Annotated in this window: 19 protein-coding genes and 1 pseudogene; 18 read left to right on the forward strand and 2 right to left on the reverse strand. The window is 38.6% G+C overall.

All coding sequences use genetic code 11. From position 1 onward, the window contains the following. Positions 1-224: 224 nt before the first annotated feature. From ACDX78_RS12655 to ACDX78_RS12675, 5 genes are all read left to right on the forward strand, one after another. Positions 225-1,040 (forward strand): CPBP family intramembrane glutamic endopeptidase, encoded by an 816-nt coding sequence (locus ACDX78_RS12655; protein ID WP_486028396.1) that lies wholly within the window; start codon positions 225-227, stop codon positions 1,038-1,040. Positions 1,041-1,081: 41 nt separating this feature from the next. Continuing rightward, entirely contained in the window at positions 1,082-2,929 is a 1,848-nt protein-coding gene (locus ACDX78_RS12660; protein WP_486028398.1) for a CPBP family glutamic-type intramembrane protease, read from the forward strand. A gap of 1,134 nt (positions 2,930-4,063) precedes the next feature. Continuing rightward, complete coding sequence (locus tag ACDX78_RS12665; RefSeq protein WP_486028400.1) at positions 4,064-4,423, forward strand: MarR family winged helix-turn-helix transcriptional regulator; 360 nt, start codon at positions 4,064-4,066, stop codon at positions 4,421-4,423. A 95-nt stretch (positions 4,424-4,518) separates the two neighbouring features. Continuing rightward, positions 4,519-5,280 (forward strand): NAD(P)H-binding protein, encoded by a 762-nt coding sequence (locus ACDX78_RS12670; RefSeq protein WP_486028402.1) that lies wholly within the window; start codon positions 4,519-4,521, stop codon positions 5,278-5,280. Next, on the forward strand, positions 5,273-5,755 hold the full coding sequence (locus ACDX78_RS12675) for an anthrone oxygenase family protein (protein ID WP_486028404.1): 483 nt from the start codon (positions 5,273-5,275) through the stop codon (positions 5,753-5,755). The genes ACDX78_RS12670 and ACDX78_RS12675 overlap by 8 nt, the downstream gene beginning before the upstream one ends. A gap of 350 nt (positions 5,756-6,105) precedes the next feature. Here ACDX78_RS12675 and ACDX78_RS12680 read toward each other — a convergent pair whose 3' ends face one another. Together ACDX78_RS12680 and ACDX78_RS12685 are read right to left on the reverse strand one after the other, a co-directional pair. Continuing rightward, entirely contained in the window at positions 6,106-6,381 is a 276-nt protein-coding gene (locus ACDX78_RS12680) for a dihydrofolate reductase family protein (RefSeq protein WP_486028406.1), read from the reverse strand. Between the two features lie 195 nt (positions 6,382-6,576). After that, positions 6,577-7,008, reverse strand: a complete 432-nt coding sequence (locus ACDX78_RS12685) for an SRPBCC family protein (protein ID WP_486028408.1) — start codon at positions 7,006-7,008, stop codon at positions 6,577-6,579. A gap of 1,256 nt (positions 7,009-8,264) precedes the next feature. On the opposite strand from ACDX78_RS12685, the gene ACDX78_RS12690 reads away from it, so the two are divergent. From ACDX78_RS12690 to ACDX78_RS12750, 13 genes and pseudogenes are all read left to right on the forward strand, one after another. Continuing rightward, a complete protein-coding gene (locus tag ACDX78_RS12690) occupies positions 8,265-12,575 on the forward strand; it encodes a S8 family serine peptidase (RefSeq protein ID WP_486028410.1) in 4,311 nt (1,436 codons plus the stop codon). Positions 12,576-12,756: 181 nt separating this feature from the next. Then, positions 12,757-13,761, forward strand: a complete 1,005-nt coding sequence (locus ACDX78_RS12695) for a phosphotransferase enzyme family protein (protein WP_486028412.1) — start codon at positions 12,757-12,759, stop codon at positions 13,759-13,761. A 275-nt stretch (positions 13,762-14,036) separates the two neighbouring features. After that, complete coding sequence (locus ACDX78_RS12700; protein WP_486028414.1) at positions 14,037-14,414, forward strand: DUF2512 family protein; 378 nt, start codon at positions 14,037-14,039, stop codon at positions 14,412-14,414. Positions 14,415-14,558: 144 nt separating this feature from the next. Continuing rightward, positions 14,559-15,044 carry a DUF2243 domain-containing protein gene (locus tag ACDX78_RS12705; RefSeq protein ID WP_486028416.1) on the forward strand — a complete coding sequence of 162 codons (486 nt, stop codon included), beginning with the start codon at positions 14,559-14,561 and terminating at the stop codon, positions 15,042-15,044. 14 nt (positions 15,045-15,058) lie between these two features. Then, positions 15,059-15,845 (forward strand): annotated as a pseudogene (locus ACDX78_RS12710) (cytochrome c oxidase assembly protein). Between the two features lie 105 nt (positions 15,846-15,950). Next, positions 15,951-16,598, forward strand: a complete 648-nt coding sequence (locus tag ACDX78_RS12715) for a zinc-binding dehydrogenase (RefSeq protein WP_486028417.1) — start codon at positions 15,951-15,953, stop codon at positions 16,596-16,598. A gap of 691 nt (positions 16,599-17,289) precedes the next feature. Next, the gene (locus tag ACDX78_RS12720) at positions 17,290-20,331 is read left to right on the forward strand and encodes an efflux RND transporter permease subunit (RefSeq protein WP_486028419.1); all 3,042 of its coding nucleotides are present in this window, start codon (positions 17,290-17,292) and stop codon (positions 20,329-20,331) included. A 241-nt stretch (positions 20,332-20,572) separates the two neighbouring features. After that, on the forward strand, positions 20,573-20,821 hold the full coding sequence (locus tag ACDX78_RS12725) for a hypothetical protein (protein ID WP_486028421.1): 249 nt from the start codon (positions 20,573-20,575) through the stop codon (positions 20,819-20,821). Positions 20,822-21,273: 452 nt separating this feature from the next. Further along, positions 21,274-22,410, forward strand: coding sequence for a sensor histidine kinase (locus tag ACDX78_RS12730; protein ID WP_486028423.1), 1,137 nt, complete (start codon positions 21,274-21,276; stop codon positions 22,408-22,410). Continuing rightward, entirely contained in the window at positions 22,410-23,042 is a 633-nt protein-coding gene (locus ACDX78_RS12735) for a response regulator (protein WP_486028424.1), read from the forward strand. The genes ACDX78_RS12730 and ACDX78_RS12735 overlap by 1 nt, the downstream gene beginning before the upstream one ends. A gap of 247 nt (positions 23,043-23,289) precedes the next feature. After that, on the forward strand, positions 23,290-24,222 hold the full coding sequence (locus tag ACDX78_RS12740; protein WP_486028426.1) for an ABC transporter ATP-binding protein: 933 nt from the start codon (positions 23,290-23,292) through the stop codon (positions 24,220-24,222). 20 nt (positions 24,223-24,242) lie between these two features. After that, positions 24,243-25,511: an ABC transporter permease gene (locus tag ACDX78_RS12745; RefSeq protein ID WP_486028427.1), complete on the forward strand. Its 1,269-nt coding sequence runs from the start codon at positions 24,243-24,245 to the stop codon at positions 25,509-25,511. Next, on the forward strand, positions 25,511-26,614 hold the full coding sequence (locus ACDX78_RS12750) for an ABC transporter permease (RefSeq protein WP_486028429.1): 1,104 nt from the start codon (positions 25,511-25,513) through the stop codon (positions 26,612-26,614). Before ACDX78_RS12745 ends, ACDX78_RS12750 begins: the two co-directional genes overlap by 1 nt. Positions 26,615-26,729: the final 115 nt, after the last annotated feature.

Genomic DNA, 26,729 nt, shown 5'->3' on the forward strand with positions numbered 1-26,729 from the left:
AAGGTGCTTCTTAACAAACAAATCGTCGCTGTCCCTTTAGTCTAATTGTAAATAAATCCCAAATGGATGGAGCCACCTTTGATTGGGTATTTACTTTTTTGGCTCTAATCCAGAAAGTGATAAAAACAGAAAATTAAATCAATATTTATGCAACGCTAGTGATTCAGAATAGAATTCATTTTGTTTGAGATTTAACGAATGATTATAAAAAGGGAAGTGAAGGCATGGATCAGAAACGATTAGCACTTATTTGGAGAATCCTCATTGTTTTCATGGGAGCATCTATTATTTGGTGGCTGTCTGGATATGTCAATACCTTGATAAGAGCTGGAGCAGAGTATGATCGTACGGCTCATGTAATTTCGGCATTAGTCATATTTGCTTTAGTTATTCCGATGGTTATTTTTGCGCGCAAGTACCTTGATAAACGGCTGTGGAGAGGATTGAGGCTTACTTCATTCAAAGATGGGTGGAAACCTTTTGTTATCGGGGGTCTTACCTACCTTATACCAGCAATGTTGGCTATCATTATTTTTGTGATGTTCGGGTGGACAAATATACATGTTCAGGCTTCTTTTGGGGAACTCTTAATTACTGTTATCGTGCTGATGATACTGGTATTTCTGTATGAGGCGTTACCGGAAGAGCTTATTTTTCGTGGTTATTTTTATCGTAATTTAAACAGTTCATTTTCTAAGTTGAATGCGGTCTTCATTCAGAGTGGATTATTTGTATTGTTTGCTTTAGTCATTGGAGCTGCACCAAGTTTTGAACGAGTTGTATTTTTTCTTGCAGTTGGTATTATCATAGGTATGATTCGTGTAATCACGGAAAATGTCTGGAGTGCAGTCGGTTTTCATGTAGCTTTTCAAACGATGCAGCAGATGTTTGGAAATCCTTATAATCAAGAATTGACATCTGAAACACCTTTTCTTATGGAAGTCGTTATTTTGGGAATCATTCCGTTTTCATTTGCATTAGTGACGGTGAAGATTTTCGTCAAAAAGGAGCCCAACTGGAAAGAAGTCGATCCTGAATAAATTAAATTAAAGAAGTGAGGTGAAAAGGTGTGAGTGATTACATGAATCAAAGTAAATTTGACATCTCGTTAATCTTATTTTTAATCATTATAACAGTGTTAGGATATATCATTGCCCAAATGGAGTCTATAGGTGCATGGTTTGGAACATTGGAAATGCGAGCCCTGTTAATGGGAATCGCCCTTTTATTGATTTTACTTTTTTCAAAATTGAAATCAATCAAAATTGATGAACATAGTTTATTCTATAAAGAGCGATTAACTACGGTTATTGCTTCATCGTTTCTTGGTTTTTCCGCATGGTTATTACCTGCAATTTTTGTCATTATTAGCTCCATAGTATTAGGTTGGGCAACAATAGAGTTGAATATGACTATATCAGAATTATTATTATTAACGCTCATCATACTCCCGCTTATGCTTGTGGCTTATATTTTACCGGAGGAATGGGCTTTTCGAGGTTATGTATATAGAAAACTTGTAAAAAGCAGGTCCATGTGGGGAAGTATTTTTATACAGGCGATATTATTTACCGTATGGGGAATACTGGCGAATGGTCAATTGGATGATGTTATTGCGTTTTTCGGATTTGGCCTGTTTCTCGGGTTCTTGTGTCATATGACAGGTACCATCTGGATTGGTGTTGGGCTTAGATTAGCATCTGCCACTGTGCCCTTGCTGCTTAATGAAATAAATTATGAGATCGTTTACATGGAAGGTGTACTCAATTTTTCACTGGGAATTCTGACCATACTGGCAGCTTATTTCATTATTTTAAAAGTCAAACGGCAAAAACCAGACGGAGTATTGGAAATATTGAAAATGGAAAATGCAGATGAGAATACAAACATAGAAAACAGCAAAAACCTGAAACAAAGGGGTATTATTTATGATGTTGGTTCGAGCTATGCTCCTGGGCAATCATCGAGAGAAAAATGGGATAAAGAAGCCGTCAAATATGACCTTGAAGTCATTCGGAAATCCCTTCACTGTAATGCAGTAACTTTGATGGGGGATAATCTTGACCGTTTGGAGGAAGCTGCGCATTATGCTTTTGAGCATGATTTATTTGTATGGATGCACCCTGCATCTTTTGATTCAGAACCTCACGAAATGCTTTCTCAACTTAAGAACGGGGCAATTTTAGCAGAGAAGCTTAGGGAAAAGCATGAGGATAAAATTGGGTTAAAAGTTGGTTTAGAGATCAGCGTATTTACTGCTGGAAGTATACCCGGTAAAGATTTTGAGCGTAGAGCCCAAAACTTAAAATGGTTCGGACTTTTGCTACCGTGGTTTAGTAGCCGGCTTAATGAGTTGCTAAAGCAAACAGTGGAAGTAGCACGGAAGTATTTTAGAGGTGATATCACATATGGTTCAGGTTCCTGGGAAGACGTTAATTGGGAAATGTTTGATTTTATAGGGGTAAATTATTTCTTTGATACGTCAACAGCAGCAAATTATGTTGAAGGATTACGACGTTATAAACGCTTTAATAAGCCAATTGTCATTACTGAATTCGGCTGCTGTGCTTATGAAGGAGCTGAATTAAAAGGTGGAGAAGGAGGGTGGATTCAAGATTGGAGTAACCTTAATGAGCGGATATTAGACGGTAGGTATACTAGAAATGAACAAGTTCAGGCAGACTATATTGGTCAGCTGGTTGAAGTATTTGAAAGGGAAAATATTTACGGTGCTTTTATCAATCAATTCATTGAAGAAGATCACCCTTATTCAGAAGAGGCGTTGTACGATCTGGATATGGCAAGTCTGGGAATTGTAAAAGCTTGTCCAAATAAAACTGCTCAGACAACGGATAAAAGAGGTTGGTTGCCTAAAAAGGCATTTTATGAGGCTGCATATCGTTATTCTCAATATAAGCGTAGGCGATAGAATGGCTGGAGCCAAACATTGTAATAACGTCGCTTAGCGGCATTGCCTTGATCAATGGACACTATATATGTATATTTAACTGCAAGCATGCCAAGTAAGCCAAAAACAATTAATGTCTTTCTGTTTTTCCATATCAGCAAACATGAAAAACAGAATAAATTAGTTTGAGGATGCCCTTCTTTGTTCTATAAGTCGGTTCTGATTTTGGCAATTAAAAGTAAGGAATAAAAGAGTTGAAATTATTTCTAACTTGCAGTGAAAACAACTCAATACACTGTATATGCTTGAACTAAAAAAAGAATCTAGAAGTCGCTATGGGTTCATACGTGGAGAACTAGGATCTGGTCATATATTAATCAGTGAAAATTTAGACCCTATTTGATTGATATCGAAGGAGCCGATTTTTTGATATTGAACATGAGCACAGGTGTTTACAGTTACACTTTGAGAATTATTATCGTTATTTAAAGAATGAAAATCTTGACCCAGACAGGATGTGATTTTATCGATTTCATCATCATATAGCTTTAACTGCTGGGGGGATTGAAATTGCTTCACTGAGGATTTCCAGATCAACAATTTGCTGAAAACCTTATCGACTACCATTTGCGATGTGCATTGCATTTTATTAAATAATGAATTTGAAGTCCTAAGACTAAATAACATCCATTCTTATAACTCCGGATTAGCACTTGCATAGCGTGAGAATTAATCTGGAATTAGTTTCTTTTTCAAAGTAAGAACAGTGTCACCTTTCTTTTTATCACAAAATACAACATAGTGGTGCAGGAACAATTGATGTCATGCTTTCATATGATGAAAACCGGCATTAGGGCAGTTGAGAACAACGGTTCTGATTTGCCTCCAGTTCATGGGAAGTATACGACGATTGGGCGGATTCCGAATATATCAGTTTTGTGCGCTTAGCTTATTAGTAGCTATTACTTGTGCTTAATTTACATATTAGTTGAAGAGTAACTTTAGGGTTGACATTGTAATTAAATTGCTATATATTTGTATGTGCAAACAAATTTTTATTATAATGTTTAGAAATGAGGTGGCATTTTGCTGGAAAACTATCTAAAAGAATGCTTATACTTCACCGCAAGCCGATTAAGCAGAATTATAACCAGAATGGCAGAGGATGAATTTACAAAAAGCGGTTTATCGCCAACATATGCCTACTTACTAATGGTTGTTTATGATAGAGAAGGAATTTCCCAAAAAGAATTAGGTGAAACTCTTCATTTACAACCATCTACAGTGACACGTCTTATTGATAAAGTTATTAGCAAAGGCTTGGTCTATAAAGATTTAGAAGGACGAACGGCACATATTTATACGACAGACAAAGGAAAACAATTAGAACAAACAATACATGATTGCTGGATGAGTCTTCGTCGGCGATATACAGACATATTGGGAGAAAGTGAAGGAGATAAATTAACACTTCATTTAGATCAAGTAAGCAATCATTTAGAAAATAAAGAGTAATATATTCTTTATTTTCTGTCTGATATTTGTTTGTACATACAATCAAATCAAAGCATTAGCTTTTAAGTAAATATGAGTACAAGGAGGCTTTTTTTATGAATTATAAGAGAAGTGAACAAGGACCTATTTTAATTCTTGGGGGGACTGGAAAAACCGGAAGAAGAGTTGCACAACGACTTACACGGAGAGGGTTACCGATAAGAATTGGTTCCCGCTCAGGAAAACCTGCTTTCGATTGGAACAATCAAAGTACTTGGAAATCTTTGTTGGAGGGGGTGAATGCTGTCTATATAACTTATTATCCAGACTTGGCTTCACCAGGAGCTGCAGAAGCAATTGATTCATTTGCAAAACTAGCAGTTGAAAAAGACGTAAAAAGATTAGTATTGTTATCCGGGCGTGGTGAAGAAGAGGCAGTGCGGAGTGAGAAAGCGCTTCAAGATTCTGGTTCAGACTGGACGATTTTACGTTCAAGCTGGTTTGTAGATGTTGAAGACATTGCAGATGTTGCAGTGGCGGCACTAACAGACAATAAACACATCGGTCAGATTTATGAACTTTCTGGGCCAAGAGCACTTACTTTTAAAGAAGCGATTGAAGAAATTTCCAAAGCAAGTGGTCGGGAAATACGTTATAAAAATATATCCACAGAACAGTTTATATCTGAGCTACAGCAGCAAGGCTTGCCTGAAGATATTGTATCATTAATGGTGGAGTTATTTACTAAAGTTCTGGATGGTCGTAATTCCCATATCACAAACGGCGTACAGCGCGCCTTAGGACGAGAGCCGAAAGATTTTAGCTTGTATGCAAGAGATGCCGCCGCAACGGGTGTGTGGATGATGAAAAATGATTGAGCAACTTACTTCCTATTTAATTTTTTGTGCAGCTCTTGGCTCAGGGTTAATTGCCGGATTGTTCTTTGCGTTTTCGTCATTTATTATGCGTGCACTTGTTAGGCTTCCCACGGAGCAAGGGATTGCTGCTATGCAATCCATAAACATATCGGTACTAAACCGATTGTTTCTGATTGTATTTATGGGAAATGCGTTAGTCTCTGTGCTACTTACAGTAATTTCCCTATTTCATTGGGGGAATCCAGGCTCTGTTTATTTACTTGTAGGCAGTTTATTATATCTTTTTGGCAGTTTTATAGTCACGGTTGTATGCAATGTTCCTTTGAACAATGTACTAGCCCGTGTAGATGCTACAGATTCGGAAAGTATAGCTGTATGGAAAGATTACATTTTCAAATGGACTGCTTGGAATCATATTCGAACCATCACAAGTCTTACAGCTATGACATCTTTTATTTTTGCATTAAGTGTATAAGGCTTAATTCCAGATAGGTTACCAAAAAGTCAGGGTATTCGGGCAAAAAGGAATAAACATTCCATATGATGATCCGAATACCCAAAAGTGATGTGTTAGATACTAGTAGAAGTAGTAACATCGTACAGTTTTTGCCACAATCCCTATCAGTGTGTTTAATTCTAGGGCATGGTTTAGCCAGCAATCAGAGCAGCAGGAAATGTGAATGCTTTCTTTCACTGCTAATGGTCACCTGAATTAAACCTACAATGCCAGATTTAAACGTTTGTGTCTCTACAAGATTCAAAATCTTTGTATCGAAGTTTTCTTTAAATAGACGCTTGCCACCACCGCAACAACTGGATGAACCATTAGTCTGTATTCATCGATAAGGTCATGCAGATCGAATTATTCCATTCTACTTCCTCTAGTGTTGTTGAAGCAACATACTTTGGAAGGCTGCTCATTCTTTTAGCAAATCCTTTTTCGTCTGTCATCGTGGGCCATTCAGCTGTAAAGCCTCGCCCCAGCAAGATAGCATCACTTTCAAATAGTTCATTGTGCTTAAACTTTTCCGCTTCATCACTCCAGAACTGAGCACTCCATCCGCCGTGTTCTGATTTATCACCACCGCCTGGACCTTCCATAACACCATCAAGTGTAATAAATTCTGTTACAAGGAATATAAATAACGAATGGTTAAAATTTGTCTGAATAGACTAAGACGTATGTTAATCGATGTGGAAGTACTTCAAATTCAAATCTAGTAACCTAATCAATCGGTCATAACGGTCGTACACATACTCGGATAGAATACATTTGGGTGGGTCTGTTGCTTTAATTTAAAATCTTCGCTTTTGATAAGGTTGTCCTTTTCCTTCTTCACAATACTGTTTAAGACTATTTAAAAAAATAGCCCAGTTATAATTACAGGAACGGTAACATCCGGTGATTTTCTGCCAATTCATATGGCGAAACGTGATTTCCGTTTCCCCTTGGATTTCCTCAATATCAAATGAGATGATTGTATTCACCCACTCCGGTTCATCTGATTCAATACATTTCCATGAGACTCTTTTACCAGGCACAAGTTCCATCACACGCATTTTGGACTCATCATTGTCACCGAACCGGAATTCATTGAGGGCATTGATTTGGTTATGGACCTTTAAATCATTTGTCCATACTTCCGAAAGTCCTTTTTCTGTCGTTAATGCCTCATACACTTTTTCCGCCGGAACTTTTACTTCTAGTAAATGTTCAATACTTTCCATCTACATCAGCCTTCCTTTTAAATGTTGTTCACTCAATAAATTATACATTATAAAAAAGGAACGGTTTCTTATCGATTGCTCATATTACGGAGGGCAGTGAAATTTTTGCAGTGGTTATTTTTAATGAATTTTTTTAATTCAACGGAAGTTCCAATTACACCATAGCCTCCCGCTCTAATGGGCTGGTCACTTATTTCTTGTAAAAGGTTCTGTTTGGGGGATTGGTACGGCTGGCACATACAATCGAATATAAACCTAATTCGTTCAAGAAGATTTATTTCGGCCGGACAGACTAAACCTGTATATAATTGGCCTAGAAAAGTTCAAGCTATTGACGATCTTTTCAATAAATAACTTATCTAACTAAACAGAGTGACGGGTAGCTTTCTTTGGTTGTAGAAGAATTGTAATTTTAGGGTATTAAAGGGTTGTCAGTAGCAAAAATGATTCCCAAATGATGCAAAAGTTGTAAAACAAAAATTGTAACTGATACTTTCGAGATAAATGAAATAGAATAAAGTCTGTGGAAGAAAAAGGTGCTGAAATTTCCGGATGTTAAATGTTGAATAAACTACTCTCATTCTATCATATACCATATGTACTATTTTATGATATTACCATGCTGCTATCAACAATACGGTTGAAATAGGAATTCCAAGTTTACATAAGGTAAAATAAAGCATTTTCATTTTTAAGGCCGGGAAAGCATGGTCTATATTCCCTATTTTTCCAAACCTTTGTAGAGCTGCAATGAATAGAATTTGTACTAATTACTCATTCCCTATTTTGATGATCTCTTATATAATGACGATGTAATTCTATATTCGACATAATTATAGGATAAATATTCATTCTAGAAATAAAAATAGATGACTATTTCAGCACCACATTGAATTCGAACTAATAAGGCTGAGATGAACTGCTCACGGCTTTTAGTCAAATGGTAACCTGTTAAACTTACAGCACACTTGCTGTATTAGAGAAAACTTTCACAATAAGTAAATGGGAATAAATATAACATCATGAACAACATCGCTTGTTGCAAACATCACCTTGAAAGTACATTCGTCCTCTTAAGAAACTACATATTTCTACTTATTTCAAAATTGTAATGTCTACTCTGTTTATAATTTTACATAATATCCAAACAAATTATCAAAAGTGCTGATATTCATACTAAAATACAATGAAAATCAACTTTGTCATCGCTTACAAAATCCAAGTACATAAATTACGAGTCAGGAAGGAGAAAAAAATTGAAGAAAAAACAGCGTAAAATAGGTACATTAAGTATTATCCTGTCGTTACTCTTATTATTTTCCTTATTTCCACCTGCATTTTTAGTGGCAGGAAATAGTAATGATTTGCACCAATCATTACATTCTATCAATAACAACAACATCAATGAAAAACTGGGGGAAAGCTTACTAAAGGAGTTTGAAAAGAATGAGCAAGTAACCTTTCTACTTAAGTTCAAAGAACAAGTAGATACAGAGAAAGTGGCTGCCGAGTCTGTGAATAAATCAAAACAGCTTAATCATACAGCAGCGAAAACAGATTTAACTAAGCGATCGTCTATTGTATCAGCACTACGAGGAAAGGCTTTAGAGACACAACATAATGTAAAAGAATACTTAGAAAAACAAAAAATAGATGGCAACGTGGATGATTTTGAGTCACTTTATATCGTCAATGCTATAGCAGTTACTGGAACGAGAGAAGTAGCTGAAGAACTATCAACCTTTTCGGAAATTGACAAAATCTTACTAAATGAGACATACCAGCTTGACTCGACTGCTCAGATAAATACATCAACCAAAGAAACAGATAAGCGTTTGATTGACGACGCCATCGGGTGGAACATTGAGCGTATTGGTGCTCCTGAAGTTTGGGATATGGGTATAGATGGTTCAGGAATAGTTATTGCCACAATTGGAACTGGTGTAGATTGGGAACATCCTGCTTTAAAGGAAAAATATCGCGGTTACGACCCTTCCAACCCTGATGAGCCCAACCATGAATTCAACTGGTACAATAGGATTTCAAATGACCAAGAACCTATTGATCCCATTGGTCATGGGACTAAGGTTATGGGAGCAATCCTTGGAGAAGATGAGGGAGAAGCAGATCTGATTGGCATTGCTCCCGGCGCAAAATGGATTTCAGTTAACGCCTATACTCCTTATGGGGATACAAGCGACTTTGACTTATTGTTAGCAGGAGAATGGTTGCTTGCTCCAAAAGATTCCTATGGAATACCACATCCCGAAATGGCACCAGATATAATCAATAATGCATGGGATTTTGGCGTTGGTGAAAATGAATTTTTTAGACCTATGGTTCGTAATTGGATAGCAGCAGGTATTCTTCCAGTATTTCAAAGTGGCGATGGAGATCCGACAGATGACCTAAACATTTCCCCTCCAGGAAACTATCCGGAGGTACTAACCGTCGGGGCAACAGATGAAAATGACGAGCTCGCACCTTTTTCATTAAGAGGTCCATCACCTTATGGAGAAACTAAACCAGACATTAGTGCACCTGGAGTTCATATCCGTACATCTGCAATCGATGGTGAATATGAAGAGGAATGGAATAGTACTGCAGCATCCAGTGCACATATGGCAGGAGCAGCAGCTATGTTGCTTCAAGTAGATTCTACTCTTTCACCATCTGATTTGAAACAGATCTTTTTGGATACTACAACACCGCTTACGGATGAAAACTATCCTCATTCACCTAATAACGGTTATGGTTATGGTTTACTTAATGCCTACGAGGCAGTTCAGCGTGTAACAGATGGCGTGAGCAGAATTCAGGGTGAAATAATGGAAGAAGGTGAAGACCTAGAACCACCTACCTACCAGCATGAACCACCTCTAGGACCTTTAATTGGTGGTACGGATCAGAGGTTGACTATATCTGTTCAGGATAATGTCAGTGTTAAAAAAGTCGAACTCCAATTTCGCAGGTCAGAGAATGAAAATTGGGAGACGGTAACAGCATTCAGGCTTTCCGGCGATCACAAAGATGGAATATACCGTGGAACTTTCCATGTCCCTCCACTAGCAGAATCCATGACATACAAATGGAAAATAACGGACTATGGCAATAATACAGTGGAAAGTGATCCCTATACAGTTGATATTTATTTTGATGGGATTACCCTCGGCTACTTCACGGATTTTGAAACCGACACTGTTGGTTGGTCATGGAATGGGGATTGGGAACATGGTGCTCCTGCCTCTGGCCCTGGGGAGGCCTATTCAGGAGAAAATGTTTATGCAACAAAACTTGAAGGTGACTATGGAAATAATAGAGATGATATGTTAATGGCGCCACCGATTTACTTGCCTGATGGGGAAGCCTACCTGCAATTTAAACAATGGTATGCATTTGATAGTGGTGATTATGCTTCTATTTACGTTTCTACCGATAATAGAAAAAGCTGGGAAAGCCTTTTGGAATATACCGCCTCTAGCTCTGGTTGGGTGGATGGGCAGGTTGATCTCTCTGACTATACAGAACAATTCATATACATTGCTTTTCATCTTTCTACAGATGATGAAGATACAGATGCCGGGTGGTATCTGGACGACGTGGCATTAACGGATACACCATTACAATTAGATGATAATATGGAAAAAATTTCAATCGATAGTAAACTCAATATTGAAGCACATGAAGAAATTAACGGGGTAATGGACCAAAACTATATCAATAGTTCTATGCATAAACCTGATGATACGGAAAAGAAAAGTGAAGAAAACAATCCTGCATTACCAATTGATGCAAATGTTAATATACTTGAAACCGAGCGTTCTGTAAATACAAATCCAACTGATGGTAGTTATTCATTAATCCATCCAGCTGGCACATACACCCTTAAAGCAGATGCTTATGGTTATTATTCAGAAACAGAATCCGTTGTAGTACCTGAAGAAGGCGCAGTGGAAGCGAACCTCACTCTACAGCCTATTCCAAAGGGAACATTATCAGGTATAGTTACAAGTAACCACACTGAAGAACCTGTTAATGAAGCAACACTGTTTTTAATAGAGGACGCAGCAGTTTCACCAGTTAAGACAGATGATAATGGCTATTACTCTATTGAAGCCTTCGAAGGTGAATATACGATGCAAATTATAGCACCTGGATTTGAAAGTAAAGAAATAGAAATATCCATTAGTGGAAATGATGACCTGGAGCAACATGTCGAGTTGATACCAGCACTGGATGAAACGATTGGATACGATGACGGAACTGCTGAAAATGCACGTGCATTTTCTGATGCAGGTTACGGTTGGGCAGTAAAAATGTCCTTGCCTGAGTTTAGGGAAACTGCCACTGTGACAGAAGGTATATTTCAATTCCATGATGATGATTGGCCAGTTCCAGGAGGCACAGAATTTTTCATCGAAGTTTGGGATGCAACTGGACAAAATGGCACACCTGGTGATAAACTGGCAGGTCCATTTGAAGCTGAGGCAATAAGAGATTTGAATGAATGGACGGTTGTTGATTTGCGGGAGCACGATATCATGGTAAATGGGGATTTCTACATGGTTTATATTCAAGCAGACGATAACCCATATGCTCCTGGATTAGCAACAGATGAAGATGGTCCTTATGCTTCAAGAAGCTATCAACAAATTGACGGTGTATGGGCGCAAGCAAATGCAAGTGAGGGGAATTATATGATTCGCTCACGAGTGAGCTATGAAATGGAAAAACCAGTGATTACATCACCAGCTAATGACCATATTACGAATGAAGAAAATATTACAGTTCAGGGTACTGCACTACCGAATACAACTGTGCAATTGATGAACAATGGAGAAAATGCCGGATCTGCTAACAGTAATGATGAAGGTGAATTCGCTATTTCAATCGAATTAACAGAAGGAGAAAACGAATTGACTGCTATTTCCATGATTAATGATAATCCTATTGGAGAATCTGATCCTGTTACTGTAACATTAGATACGGTTGCACCAGATTTGACCATTGAAAACCCGGAGGACGGGGATAAGACAAATCGGGAAACAATAACTGTAGAAGGAAAAATAGATGATGATAACCTTGATTATGTTGAGGTGAACGGACAAAAAGCAAATGTAAACAATGGCGAATATTCACAGCGTATCTTGCTTGATAATGGCCAAAACGAAATTGAAGCTGTTGCAGTGGACAAGGCCGGAAATGTTACAACAAAGTCCGTTACAATACAAGTGAAATTCGATGGACCAATAATAGAAAACCTTAGACCAACAGAGAATAAATACCTTGAAACTGGCAAAAGTGTAAAGATTGAATTTGATAGTGAGCCAGGATTAAGAGCAACATTTGTGATTCATATGCCATTAACTGGTTTAGGTGCAAAAATTTCCAATGCGACAGAACTGCCAATGATGGAATTGGATGACGGTCAATATGTCGGCTATTGGACAGTTCCAATTAATGCCTATGCTGAAGGGGCACAGATTGAAGTTACTGTACGGGATAGCTTTGGAAACGTAACTCGTGAGTTGGCAGAAGGTAAATTAATTATTAATACAGAAGAATAGGAGTTTGTAAATGGCATCCAAGCTGTTGCGGTATGCCATTTACAAACCCAATCTGTATTCAACCTTACAGCAGGCAATTAGTAAAGCGGTTTTTTATTCTTACCACCTTACCTTAGGGAGATCATGTAATTAGCATGTAGCCTTTTTGATTCTGGAATCTAATAGAAAAGCAGGTGAAGGCATGGAAGCACATATTAAAAAATTACTGACGAATGATATATTTGCTAAATGTGTTGAGACATTCGGATTAAAAGAAGATGATGTAACCAAAATCGGTGGGTTTGAGAGTTTTATCTATGAGTATTCGAGAAAATATCAAAATTATATTCTGAGGATTACCCATCAGTCACATAGGACGATGTCAATGATGGATGCGGAAGTCCATTTTGTGAATTATTTGGCAGCGCATGGAGCGCATGTCTGCAGGCCTGTTCCATCGGTGGAGGGCAAATGGATTGAGTGTGTTGATGTGGGAGATTCTTATTTCCTGGTATCATCCTTTGAAAAAGCAAAAGGCGGGCATGTGAAGAATGAGGATTTAAATCCTGAGATCATCACAGAATGGGGGAGGGTAATCGGCCATTTTCATGCTTTATCAATAAATTATGAACCTCAAAAGGGAGAGAACAAAAGGCATGCATGGCATGACGGAGCATTGCTTACTCAGGCAAAGGATTACCTTCCTCATGAAGAACGATTCATCCATGAAAAGATGCTGAACCAAATGGAACAGCTGTATAAGCTTCCGAAGAACCAACACACATACGGTCTTATTCATGCAGATATTCACAGAGGGAATTTCTTCGTGAACAATGGTAAGATCACAGTATTTGATTTTGACGATTGTGTCTATCATTGGTTTGTGCAGGATATCGCCATCGCCTTGTTTTATTATAAGCTTCATCTGAAGGAAGAAGATCAGTCTGAAGCAAGGGCGGTACAATTTTTGGATCTTCTCATGAAGGGATACACACAGGAAAATGCGTTGGATCGATTTTGGCTAAAGCAAATTCCTCTATTTTTGAAACTGCGGGAGATTGAATTGTTTATTGCCATTCGTCGCAGTTTCGATAAGGATAATTTGAGCGGATGGATTGAACGATTTGTCGACAAGAGTATGTACACGATTGAACATGATATTCCAGTTTTATCTGAAGAGGTATTTCACAGCATTTCTTCATTTTAACTTTTGCTAAAAGTTACAAATGGTTATTGTTATATTGAAAAATCCTGTAGGGTTTAAATAACCTGGGATTTTTTGTTTTTGCTGGATATCCAGCAAATATTTTTGTTTCTACATAACTGCACTTTGGATACTTCATTTTCCTGTATAAGAATACGAATCGGGTTTAGTCCCGAGGGATCTAAGGGAATAGTTTTTAACAAGTCCAAGAGAAGAAAAGTCTATATGGACTAATAGTCAGTCAGTTGGTTCTGACAAAACAACTGGAGGGAGACATCATGCAACACGGAAAAGCATTGTTGATTAAAGGTCTGCTCACCCTTGTCGTACTTTATTTAGTCCTGGGTTTCGGATTTGGAATGTCTTTTGTGAACGTACTAATCACGACAGTGGCACTCGGAGCTATTTCCTATCTAGTCGGAGATCTCGGGGTGCTTCCTAAAAATGGTAATTTGGTAGCAACTATTTCTGACCTTGGTTTAACATTGGTCGTCGTTTGGTTAGTGGGAATTATGCTGACAGGTATAGATATGGGAACCATGGCAGGAGCAGCACTCACTTCCGCTGTAATTCTTGCAGTAGGAGAGTATTTCTTCCACCATTATATTATGCGAAATGGCCCCGTAGGTCATAGACGCTATGGCACTTCCCATTAATAACAGATAATAAAGAAGCTGTTTTTCTAATAGACAGCTTCTTTATTAATTTCACCCGACAGCCATTCCTGTTAATACTTACGGTTTATATGGGAAAGATAATGGGTGTTTTTAAAATAAGATTTATGATACGGTGGGATGAAAATGGCTGATAATAGTAGGGTTATTCATACCTCTGCGAGAAATCAATCTTCTTACATAAAGCGCAATTGGTGGTCGGGGTTTTTGTTTGGACTGGGTATGATAGCCTTTATAGATGAAACTGTTTTTCATCAATTGCTGCAGTGGCACCATTTCTACGACCGATCTACTACTGAAATAGGGTTAATATCGGATGGCTTATTTCACGCCTTTAGCTGGTTTGCAACTATTGGCGGTCTATTTATGCTTGCCGATTTAAGAAGGCGTCAAGCTTTAAACTGGTTATATTGGTGGGGTTCGGTGCTGGTTGGAGCTGGTCTTTTTCAGTTATATGATGGATTAATTCAACATAAAGTCTTGCGGGTGCATCAAGTGAGATATGTAGAAAATATTTGGTTATATGATTTGGTTTGGAATGCTGCTGGTGCACTGCTTTTGATTACTGGATTGATTATAATACGCCGGGTACGCCGCCGAATGAAGGGGTGATCTTTTTGGACCATATGCATCATGCCATAAATATGTCGCCCTTTTGGGATGTTTTTTTTATTAGCCTGTCTGTGATCGCCATTGGGGCTTATATTACAGGAGTTATTATCTCCAACAAAAGAGATCACCTCCGTAAATGGCCATTGCACCGTATTGTTCTCTGGACTGCAAGTATATTGACAGCGTTTGTCGTAATGAGCGGTCCGCTCGCGGAAGCTGTCCATATGAATTTCACCTTACATATGCTTGGTCATTTGCTATTGGGTATGCTGTCACCTTTGCTGCTTGTTTTGTCTTCACCAATCCGGCTTTTGCTTAGAACACTGCCTGTAAACCGGGCACGGCATGTAACTAAAATAATGAGAAGCCAGTATCTTCAATTTATTACACATCCTGTTACAGCCTCCATTTTGAATATCGGTGGTTTGTGGCTGCTTTACACGACCAGCTTATTTCAGCTTATGCATGGATATACTTGGCTCTATCTCTTTGTCCATCTTCATGTTTTTTTTGCCGGATATCTTTTTACAGCTGCTATGATATATATCGATCCGGTTTCCCATCGATACAGTTACATGTACAGATCCGTGATCTTTATCCTGACGTTGGCAGCCCACCAGATTCTCTCCAAGTACATTTATGCTTACCCTCCTTTTGGCGTTGCACGTACAGAGGCTGAAGCTGGCGGTATGCTCATGTATTACGGGGGGGAATATTGTTGATGTCATCATCATTTTTGTCATCTGCTTGCATTGGTACCGTTCCGTGGCCCCGCGTAAACCTATCTATCAAACCCAATGAATGAGTTGATTTGGTCTTCAGGTCTGCATGCATACATTGTTGGAGGTTGTTCAAAAAGTCTGATAAGGATGACACATCTATTTTGCAGTTCCGGTCCCTAATTCAATGGATAATCGCTCGGCTTCACAATTATATATAAATCCAATTACTGCATGGGTAGTTTGTACAGAAATCTTAAAGCTGAAACCTGGTGATACTTTAATTGTCAATGCAGGCGGATCTTCTATCAGCCGGTTATTTGCTCAATTGTCTAAAGTTATTGGTTATCGAATGATTGCAGTAACGAGAAATAACAAATATACAAACGAGCTGACACAATCAGGTGCTTCTCATGTGATTAATACATCCAAAACATCATTACATCATTCCATTATGGAAATAACAAATGGCTGTGGTGTAACTTCTGCTATTGATTCTGTTGGTGGTGTAGCTGGAACGGAATTAGCATTTTGCGTTCAGCCTTATGGTGATTTTTTAACAATTGGTCTTTTATCGGGATTACCTATTGATTGGCACACAATTTCTGTAAAGACAAATGTAAATGTTCGGCTGTTTCATTTGCGACATTGGAATAGACAAGTATCTACACATACGTGGCAAGAAACTTTTCGTTGTTTGATTAAGTTAACGGATGAAGGAAAATTAACTCTAATGGAGGAAAACTCCCAATATGATTTGCTAGAAGTAAATGAAGCTGTAAGTATAGCCGAATCTGCTAAAAAGAATATAGGGAAAGTATTTCTAACAAGTTGAGGCAAATGTTTATATATTCAAGTAACGACGCAAGGTTATTAAATAAAATATTTTTTGTACGAGGGGGATCTCGATTATTTCAGATTAACTATACGGAGAGTTTAAGATAGACAAGGTATTAGAAGTGTCAATATGAAGCAAACCAGTTCAAAGCTTGATAACATCCACGATAACGGCTTCACAGCTTCCTTCCCTTATTATTTAGTATTTCAGATTCTTACATGGCCCCCCTTTGTAACGTTTTAAGGTCCTCATTCAAAAATTCAATTATCCAATAAAGTGTAGATGAAGGTTAAAATCACTGTAAAGATTAAAATTTCGTTCGGATCTACAGAACAAGTAATTTTTCGTGGGATACATCAAAATCTATAGGTGAATATAGTTGAATATTCAATTTGTTTAGTTGGTTAAAAGGTAACTATGTCTTAGGTCCTAGGTGAATTCCGACCAAAGCGCAATGTTAGAAAAATTGAGATGGATTATACTCTCAGTAGAACAAATATCTAGAAAGGAGAAATTGCCGTAGAAGTGAAGGAGTTAAAATTTACTATTAGTAAGAAGATGCTGGGTCTTTGTATTGATAATTTTATGTAAAGAAACAGTAAAATTAAAGTATAGCCCATCTTTTTACTCTATACTGATCTTGGTGTAAAAAATAAAAAGGGAATGGATAGGGACAGGAGGATATGGATTGTTGAAGTTAATTTTAAAAAGGAAATTATTGATAGGTTTATTAACTGTTTTAGTATTTATTCTAGGGGTTTATGCTTTAACAAAGCTGGATGAGGAATTGATGCCTGAAGTGGAGTTCGGCGGTGCGTATGTGAGTGTTACTGCTGGAGATATGGCGGCAATTGAGGTCGAACGAAATATAACTACTCCTTTAGAGCAAAGTATTTTAGGCGTAGATGGGGTAGAAGAAGTGTTATCCACTACTACGATTGGACAAAGCACTGTTCAGGTAATGATTGAAGAAGGACGTGGTGAAGAAGTTTCAAAGGAAATCCAAACGCTCGCTAGTTCAGTCACAGCGAATGTACCTGAGGTAACGGAGGTTATCGCTGATCAAATGAGCATGAGCTCAAGCTATGAATTTTTCATGGATGTTTCCAATGGAAATATGGATGAAATGACTGCTTTTGCTGAGCAAGTAATCGAACCACGTTTAGAGGACTTGTCAGAGGTAAAAGATGTAGCGCTTATGGGCATTCAAGAATACGAAATGATTGTAGCGTTTGACCGAGAAGAGATGGCTAAGCATGCGCTGGATAGTACACAGGTCACTTCGATTATTCAACAAGCCAGTTCAGAAGCTACACTTGGAGAATTAACGGGAGAGAAAGAGCGGCCAGCGCTTCGTTGGGAAACAGACCTTACCTCTGTAGAAGAAGTGGAGAACATCAGGATTCCAACACAAACTGACTTTATCCAATTAAAGGATATTGCTGATGTTTCGATTGAACCATTAGGAAGTTCCTCCTATGTCTGGAAGGATGGAACAAAGGATTTTATCTTTGTGCAAGTAGGCAGAACTTCAAATGTAACGCAAATCGAGATGGCGGATGCGATTCGTGAAGAAGTCCAAAATATAAGGGATGAAGGATTAGTAGACGGATTTGAATTAAATGAGCTTGTGGCACAAGCGGATTATGTAGAGGATTCTATTAGTGGGGTTACGAATAATATCCTTATCGGGGGTATTTTAGCAATTGCTGTGTTACTCATATTTTTAAGAAACCTGCGAGCAACAGTAATAATTGGGATTTCGATTCCAACTTCGATTCTATTAACCTTTATTACCATGTGGGTATTGGGTTACAGCTTTAATATGCTGTCGTTAATTGGACTTGGTTTAGGGATCGGAATGATGGTAGACTCCGCTATTGTTATCTTAGAAGCTATTTATAAGAAAAAAGAACAAGGCTATAGAACGGTGGATGCAGTTTTAAAGGGGACAAAGGAAGTAGCGACAGCCGTAATTGCATCCATGATAACTACTATTGTGGTATTTTTGCCAATCGGATTAATGGGTGGCGATGCAGGCCAGTTTATGCTGACGTTATCCGTCGTCGTTGCCATTACGTTAATTAGCAGTGTGATTGTCGCATTTACGATTATTCCATCCTTATCAGAGAAATTCCTTAAAACTCGTGAAAAGGCGAAAGGTAAAGAAGGGAAAATTATTGGGGGATATGGAAACTTAGTTTCCTGGATAGTGAAGAAAAAGCGTCATAGCGTGATTATGATTGCCATGTTTTTCTTGATGTTTGGAGGGTCTATCTTTCTATTATTTAAGATTCCTATGACGATTATGCCAGATGTGCTAAACCGGTATACGGAATTAATGGTTGATTTGGAAACCGGTATCTCGACTGAGGAAGAAAATGAAGTTGCATTAGAAATTAGTGAAACGTTAGCATCTATTGAAGATGTAGAATCGAGTTATATTATCGATAATGGTACGATGTTCTATACGATGATAAATATGACAAAAGGTGAACAAATCACAAGAGAACAGAAAGAGGTAAACGAGGATATTCTACGTTCTCTGCGTGCGTTAACAGCGGATTATCCGGTTAATAGTGTGCAAAGTGCAATGTCTGTCAATGTTGGCCAGCCGATTCAAGTACAGATTAAAGGGGAGAGCTATGATCAGCTACAAACGATTGCCGATAGCTTCACTGAAGAGTTAGAAGGAGTTGAAGGAATCGTTGGAGTTACTAACTCGATTGAAAGAACTTCAATTGAAAAAGTGATGGAATTGGATAAAAAAGCGATGGAGGATGCTGGAGTAACGGAAGCACAGCTTCGTCCATTTATTCAAGAGGCTTTCCTTCATACGCCGATTGGGGAAGTAACAACGAGTGATGGTGCAATTCCTATAGTAGTAAAGTGGAATGAAGAAGTAGTAAATGAAGATGACTTACTTGATTTGGCTATTCCTACTATAGAGGGAGAAGAAAGATTAGATAGCTTTGTGGAACTACGCAGTGTGGATACGCCAAATGAAATTTCTCATATTGATGGGGAAAGATATATCACGATTTCTGCGGATATTGAAAATACAGACCTGGGAACGATTAACAGAGAGATTCAAGCGATGATTAATGATTTTGATACTCCATCTGGATATACGATTTCTGCTGGCGGAGATTTGGGAACGCAACAAGAGCTTATTAGCGATATGATTCTCATTTTCGTTATTTCTATCTTCCTTGTATACCTGGTCATGGCCGTGCAATTTAATCATTTAGCACACCCCCTCGTTGTTATGTCGGTTATTCCCATGACATTTGTAGGTGTTGTGTTTGGGCTGTTTATCACTCAGCAAGAGCTTAGCGTTATGTCTGGTATGGCAATTATCATGTTGATTGGTATTGTATTAAACAATGCGATTCTCCTTATTGACCGGACGAATCAATTGCGGAGAGAGGGATTCTCGCCGAATGAGGCGATTAGCATGGCTGGAAAAGACCGGATCCGTCCGATTTTTATGACCACCTTTACAACAATCGGTGGTATGCTGCCGCTTGCCTTAGCAACAGGAACTACTGGTAATTATCAGGCACCAATGGCCACGGCAATCATTTCGGGCTTATTGTTCGCAACGATGATTACGCTCGTTTTAATCCCATCTGTGTATCGTATTTTTACTGCCATTGGAAATGGTTTCAGACGGATATTTAAACGGAAGAAAAAGGAAGGTATAAAATTAGAGAAACAAGCAGGATAAATGAAGAAAGATGGGGCAAAACCCCAGGTGAATTATAATAATAAGCGTGGTGTCCAACCTCATGGAAGGGCCCACGTTTATTATGGTTTTTAATATTATTTTTGTTAAGTTCAGGTGATTTTGATCCGCATCTTCACTAAAAAGTAAACTTGCTTATACGTATATGCATGAATGATCCTGCTATAAAAAAGGCTCTGTTAAATGCTTCATTAGTATATTATGGAAATAAATGGAGTTTCTGTTGACTCCTCTATTCTCGCATGCCTTCATGGTAGCCTATATCATAGATGGGGATGATATTCCTATATTTGATGAAAAGAAGGATAATCCTGTATTCACTGGAAAACGAGTGAAACGTGGGCTTTATCGTACTTGTAAAGGCTTACTGTTAAATGCCGATATAAACGGAGCAGCGAACATATTAAGGAAATTTGTGAGTAAGTTACCAAATAAACAAGCGCCGACCGCAGACTCCGTGAATGTTTGGTAACCCAGGATTATTTAAAAGAAGTACCAAAGGCCAGACCGATGGTACAGGGGCTGGGTGTAAAGAGTTCACCAATGTGAAAGCTCCACTGACGTTAAGCGGGAATGTGTCGATACGTTAGAAACCCCCCACTTCAAATTTTTGAATAGAAAATTAAGTGGTGGGAATATTCATTTATTTAAGTTCGTTGGGTACAAGGAGTGAACTTCAGGACGCTTATTGCAAAGGCATTTCCTTTGGCAACTTCTCCCAACACCTTGATAAACACAGGCTCACCACTCTAGTCACGATAAATGAATATACCCATTATATTTGCCAATTCATTTTTGCCCATTGATCGTATCAGCTATCATGTGAGTTTTCCTTTCTTGGATAAAGCTCCGCTGTCTTTGGGGTTTGTTATCTAAAAACCTATTTGATACGATATATTTAGTAATAGGAAAGGGAAAGTGTTTATGAAATTATATTGGATATGGCTCTTGTTTAATACTGTGCCTTGGATGTTTGCAATTCTGTATTTTGCAGGGATGGTTGAAATGACGTGGCGTTTGCTAGGTTTATCGGTATTTTTTATTTTGTTCTTTATCATGCCGCTTGTTAAGCAAAATCCTTTTATTTCAGTGATTATTCTTAGTGTTAACGCCATTATTTCCGTAATTACCTTATTCCCATTTCAAGGAGAAGGCTTTAGTTCATTTTTACTGCTGATTTTATCTTTGGTGATTGGAGAAGCATACTACCTGCTGCCAAAAGGTTTGGCGAGTATTGTCGCCGGAGTTTCTGCTGTGGGGGTAATGGCTATTATTTTGAACACGGACCTTTCCTTATCCGTCATTAGTTTTATCTTAATATACTTTATACTTTTCCTTGCTGCGGTTATCCTTTTTAAACAAATCAAGAACGACAATGATGAGCTTTTTGCCAGATATGATGCATTGCTCAGTGAATATCGGGGATTAAAAAGACGCCTTGCCTCTGAGGAAGAAACTGCGAGGCAGGAGGAACGCGTGCTAATTGGACATGAAATTCATGATTCTGTTGGTCATAAACTTACTGCACTCCTTATGCAATTGGAGGTATTCAGGCTGAAGGCAGATGAAAAAGATAAAGTGCAGGTCCAATCTTTGAAGACGCTTGCCAGTGAAAGTCTTGAGGAAACGCGAAGTGCTGTGAAAATGTTGAAGGATAATGATGCTGGAGGGCTTCAGGGAATCTTGAGGTTGATTCGGAAGCTGGAAACGGAAAGCTTTATCCGTATTCACTTTTCCGTTAAGCATGGGGCTTTTACCGTTCCACTTACAGGTGAGCAGTCTTTTGTCGTTTTCCGTTCTGTTCAGGAAGCATTAACGAATATTATGAAACATAGCAATGCCAGAGAGGCTGAGATTACATTTGAAGCGCCCGGGGGCAGTATTTTTCGTTTTGAAATCAGCAATCCCGTAAATAATAATTATCGGATGCAGGAAGGGTTTGGACTAACTTCCATGCGGGAAAGGCTTGAAAAAATCGGCGGACAGCTGGAAGTACAGAAAACAGAGGAGCAATTCATTGTCAGAGGCTTTATAAAATTAAGAGATCAAGGGGGGAAATGATGATCCGAATACTATTGGCTGAAGACCAGGTGATGGTGCGGCAGGGGTTAAAAATGATGATTGAAACAGATGAGGAAATGAGGGTTACAGGGGAAGCAAGCAACGGAAAGGAAGCCATTACCCTTTGTGAAAAGCATGCATTTGACGTAATTATTTTAGACATTCGGATGCCTGTTATGGATGGAATAGAAGCGGCAAAAATAATACAATCCCGCTGGAAAACATCCAAGATTCTTATGTTAACCACATTTGATAATAGTGAATACGTGATGGATTCACTAAAAATAGGGGTGAGCGGCTATATTTTAAAAGATGCGGATACGGATTCGCTGATTCGCTCCATCCGCAATGCTTTAAGAGGAGGGTTAACTGTGGGAGATCAAGTAGCAGCCAAAGTGATGCCGCTCTTACTTAATCAGCAGGAAGAAAAAAGAGCTGATCCAACATTAACTCCACGGGAACGTGCTATATTAACATGTATCGGTGAAGGACTTAACAATCATGAAGTTGCTGAACGGCTAGGTTTATCCGTAGGTACAGTGAAAAATAATACAAGTCACATCTTACAAAAACTGGACTTGAGAGATCGGACACAGCTGGCTATTTATGCTATTCGCCATAACCTTGTCTAATTTACCGGACAAAAGCAGACACCTGAACGGGCAGATAAATTTCCATTCTCTCATTCTTACACATACTTGGGAATTAAAATTTTCACTACGCAGAAATAATGACTTACAAAAATGTTCTCTTTTCCTAACGTAAAAATAAAATGACTAAAGTAATACCATTTAACCTGCAAAATGACTAAAGACAGTGGTGACACTGTTTTTTTTATTGTATATTTCAACTACTAACCAATACAGGAGCGTGTGGATGATGATTGAGACTTTAAAATTAAGTAAGGTATATAAAGATAATAAGGCGGTTGATGATGTTGATATTTATTTAGATGGAGGGGAATCCGTCGGCTTGCTGGGCCCGAATGGAGCAGGCAAGTCAACAACGATTTCCATGATTTCTTCTTTATTAAAGCCTACTTCCGGCGATGTGAAATTAAATGGAAAAAGTACCATAAAAAATCCGGCTGAAATCAGAAAAATCCTTGGAGTTGTACCACAGGAGATTGCGTTATATGAAGAACTTTCGGCTTACGAAAACTTGAAGTTCTTCGGAGAAATTTATCAGGTTAAAAGGAATGTTTTAGAAGAGCGTATTCAGGAAGTGCTTGACATGGTCGGATTGAAAGAACGCCAAAAAGAGCTGGTGAAAACCTTCTCCGGCGGTATGAAGCGACGGGTCAATATTGCAGCTGCTTTGTTGCATAGCCCAAAAGTTCTTATTCTAGATGAGCCTACTGTCGGAATCGACCCGCAATCGAGAAACCATATTCTTGAAACCGTCCGTAAACTGAATGAAGAAAATGGAACAACGGTTCTTTATACGAGTCACTACATGGAGGAAGTAGAGCAGTTATGCAAACGTGTCTACATTATGGATCACGGGAAAGTGGTGGCCGCTGGCAGCAAGTCGGAGCTGTTAAGCATTTTATCAAGTGAGGATACGATTCAAATTCATCTGAGCGAGACGAGTGATGAGGTGTTGGAGAAAATAAAATCCATAAACAACATACGCCGTGTTGATGAAACAGAGGCAGGAATACGTATTATTTCCAAAAAAGGAAGTAATATACTAAGCGAATTGGTACATGCAGTAGAGAGTGAAGGCATTCAATTGACGAACTTTCAAATGGAAACACCAAGTCTTGAGGATGTTTTCCTACACTTAACCGGTAGGACATTAAGAGATTAAGAGGGGGAGGAAGACACCATATGATGTCATTTTTTAAAAAAGATTTATTGGTTTTTTGGCGGGACCGCAAAGAAGTGCTTATATCTTTGTTGGCGCCAATCTTGATCATTATTGTACTGAATTTTGCCTTCTCCGGTATAACGTTTGATGATGCTGGTGAAATGGACATAAACGCAGGGTTGGTACTGGAAGATGATGAAGCTGCGGGTATCGAGCAATTTGAAGAAACGCTTCAGGGTATGGATTTGCAAGATATGGAAATAGAAGCAATGATGGAGCAGGCTCATGCTTTGTCACCGAGTGGGTTAATGGTATCCATGTTTGACGAACCAGAATTACGTGACTGGATTCATACTCGAGAGTTGAGTGAAGGAGAAGCAAAGGAGCAGGTCGAAAATGGTGATTTGGATGCCATTGTAAAAATTCCTGAAGGATTTACGTATGATGTGCTCAATCAGGTGATGCTGGATCAGGATCAGTCTGCTGACCATGCCATTCATTTACAAATAGAAGACCATTCCATTGAGACGAATATCTTATCAGATATTATTGATAACTACATGGAGACACTCAATTTTCAATTTGCACTTGGTGCGGTGACAGAAGGGCAAGCGGAAGATGCGGCATTGCCACAAGGAGGAAGAGAGGTAATTAACGAAAATGCGGTTGAAATAGACCTTGCACAATACTTCACGGCCGCGATGAGTTCACTATTTGCATTATTTATTGCTTCTACGGTTGCTGCAAAAACGGAAACAGAAAAAAGGGAACGGGTTTTCAACCGAATTCTATTAACGAACAGTCGCCCATTTTCGTATTTAATGGGTAAGATTATTTCCACTTTTTGTTTGGCTTGGGTACAGCTCATGCTTGTGTTTTTTGCAACGGATCTTTTGTTGGGGATTTTTCCTGATAAATCAGCTGAGTTTTGGTTGGGGATGATTGTGATTGTTACGTTTTTCTCCTTAGTCGTTGCTGGATTATCTGCAATTTTTACGTCGTTGATGTTAAGGCTAAAAAATGTAAATGCATCGCATGGGCTGTCTACGATGTTCATTATGCTCATAGCTGCTTTAGGCGGTAATTTCTTCCCACTGGAAGGTTCTCCGGAATGGTTACAAGGGTTTAGCGAATGGATGCCAACCGGAATAACGATATCTTTATTTACGGAACTTCTGCAAAATGGTGATGCTATTTCTTTTGCAATACCATTGATGAAGCAATTCGGATTTTTCATCGGGTTTCTCCTCATCGGAATTATCCTGTTTCCTGAAAGGGGGAGATCGTAATGTTGGCGGTATTTAAGGCGCAATTAAAAAAAGATATAAGAAGTCCGATGACAGTTATTTTATTAACTGTAGGAGCCATTTTGTTAACGTTCATATTTGCAAATACGAATGAACAAACAGAAATAACTGTGCCAATCTTTAGCAGTGAGCCAAATGGTGGAGAAGTGGAAGAAAAATGGGAGCCTCTGCTTAATGACAATCAGGGTTATGCATTTGTAATTACTGATGAAGAAGCGGCACGGACAGATGTGGAAGAAGGGAACATTGAAGCAGCGATTCAGCTGTCTGAAAATGATTATCAGATCATTGCTGCTTCCAATAAGAGAGTTGTTCAATTAATTGAAGACCATGTTCATACTGTGCTTACACAAGAAGCGCAATTAAGTGCGGCTACCGGGGAAGAGGATGTGACTGTTATCCGGAATGAGGTTGATGCCTATTTGGAGGGTGCGCCATTACAAATGCAAATTGAATCCATCGAGGGCGGGGATGTCCCTAACTTTAATATGCCGATTCAATTACTGTTTGGGTTCACCTTATTTATGGCCATGTTTACTATCGGATTTAAGGTAAATGCGGTAACCTCAGATAAAGTAAGCGGTGTGTGGAATCGGATGATTCTTTCTCCTGTCAGTAAAACGGGGATGTATGCAGGTCATCTGGTATACAGTTTCTTTATAGGGTTCCTTCAGATTCTAATTGTTTTGGTAATTTTTAATTATTTGCTGGATTATGATCTGGGGCACGACTTTGGCATGATATTGACAGTTGCGGCTGTATTTACACTTAGTATGGTTAGTGTAGGCATGATATTTACAGGGTTTATCAAAACGCCGGAGCAGTTTAATATGATCTACCCTTCAGTTATGCCGATTATACCGATCATAAGTGGTGTTTACATGCCACCTGGATTGATTAGTAATCCTGTCCTTTTGTTCATTGCAGATTTATTTCCATTGACGCATGCGATGGAAGCTCTGATGGATATATCTCTTTATGAAGCAGGATGGAATGAAATTACGTTACCTTTGGTGCTGATGTTGCTCATTGGCGTGGTTTGTATGGGAGTTGGCGTTAATTTGGTGGAAAGAAGGAAGAATTAATGCGTAAAGTAAGTGGTTCGGCAGTCACTTTAAAAAGTCAAAGATGTGCTTTTTAAAGGTTTGTAAGCTTTTTGTTCTTTGTAGCTTCCTATTCATTGTTATTGTTCCTATCAGT

Source organism: Virgibacillus oceani (genome assembly GCF_041521345.1).
In the GTDB taxonomy this organism is placed as follows: Bacteria; Bacillota; Bacilli; order Bacillales; family Amphibacillaceae; genus Virgibacillus_N; species Virgibacillus_N oceani_A.

What these genes read in the sequence shown, in the direction of transcription:
- ACDX78_RS12655 (WP_486028396.1), top strand. Translation starts at nt 225, where the DNA reads ATGGATCAGAAACGATTAGCACTTATTTGGAGAATCCTCATTGTTTTC.
- ACDX78_RS12660 (WP_486028398.1), top strand. Translation starts at nt 1,082, where the DNA reads ATGAATCAAAGTAAATTTGACATCTCGTTAATCTTATTTTTAATCATT.
- ACDX78_RS12665 (WP_486028400.1), top strand. Translation starts at nt 4,064, where the DNA reads ATGGCAGAGGATGAATTTACAAAAAGCGGTTTATCGCCAACATATGCC.
- ACDX78_RS12670 (WP_486028402.1), top strand. Translation starts at nt 4,519, where the DNA reads ATGAATTATAAGAGAAGTGAACAAGGACCTATTTTAATTCTTGGGGGG.
- ACDX78_RS12675 (WP_486028404.1), top strand. Translation starts at nt 5,273, where the DNA reads ATGATTGAGCAACTTACTTCCTATTTAATTTTTTGTGCAGCTCTTGGC.
- ACDX78_RS12680 (WP_486028406.1), bottom strand. Translation starts at nt 6,381, where the DNA reads ATGGAAGGTCCAGGCGGTGGTGATAAATCAGAACACGGCGGATGGAGT.
- ACDX78_RS12685 (WP_486028408.1), bottom strand. Translation starts at nt 7,008, where the DNA reads ATGGAAAGTATTGAACATTTACTAGAAGTAAAAGTTCCGGCGGAAAAA.
- ACDX78_RS12695 (WP_486028412.1), top strand. Translation starts at nt 12,757, where the DNA reads ATGGAAGCACATATTAAAAAATTACTGACGAATGATATATTTGCTAAA.
- ACDX78_RS12700 (WP_486028414.1), top strand. Translation starts at nt 14,037, where the DNA reads ATGCAACACGGAAAAGCATTGTTGATTAAAGGTCTGCTCACCCTTGTC.
- ACDX78_RS12705 (WP_486028416.1), top strand. Translation starts at nt 14,559, where the DNA reads ATGGCTGATAATAGTAGGGTTATTCATACCTCTGCGAGAAATCAATCT.
- ACDX78_RS12715 (WP_486028417.1), top strand. Translation starts at nt 15,951, where the DNA reads ATGGATAATCGCTCGGCTTCACAATTATATATAAATCCAATTACTGCA.
- ACDX78_RS12730 (WP_486028423.1), top strand. Translation starts at nt 21,274, where the DNA reads ATGAAATTATATTGGATATGGCTCTTGTTTAATACTGTGCCTTGGATG.
- ACDX78_RS12735 (WP_486028424.1), top strand. Translation starts at nt 22,410, where the DNA reads ATGATCCGAATACTATTGGCTGAAGACCAGGTGATGGTGCGGCAGGGG.
- ACDX78_RS12740 (WP_486028426.1), top strand. Translation starts at nt 23,290, where the DNA reads ATGATTGAGACTTTAAAATTAAGTAAGGTATATAAAGATAATAAGGCG.
- ACDX78_RS12745 (WP_486028427.1), top strand. Translation starts at nt 24,243, where the DNA reads ATGATGTCATTTTTTAAAAAAGATTTATTGGTTTTTTGGCGGGACCGC.
- ACDX78_RS12750 (WP_486028429.1), top strand. Translation starts at nt 25,511, where the DNA reads ATGTTGGCGGTATTTAAGGCGCAATTAAAAAAAGATATAAGAAGTCCG.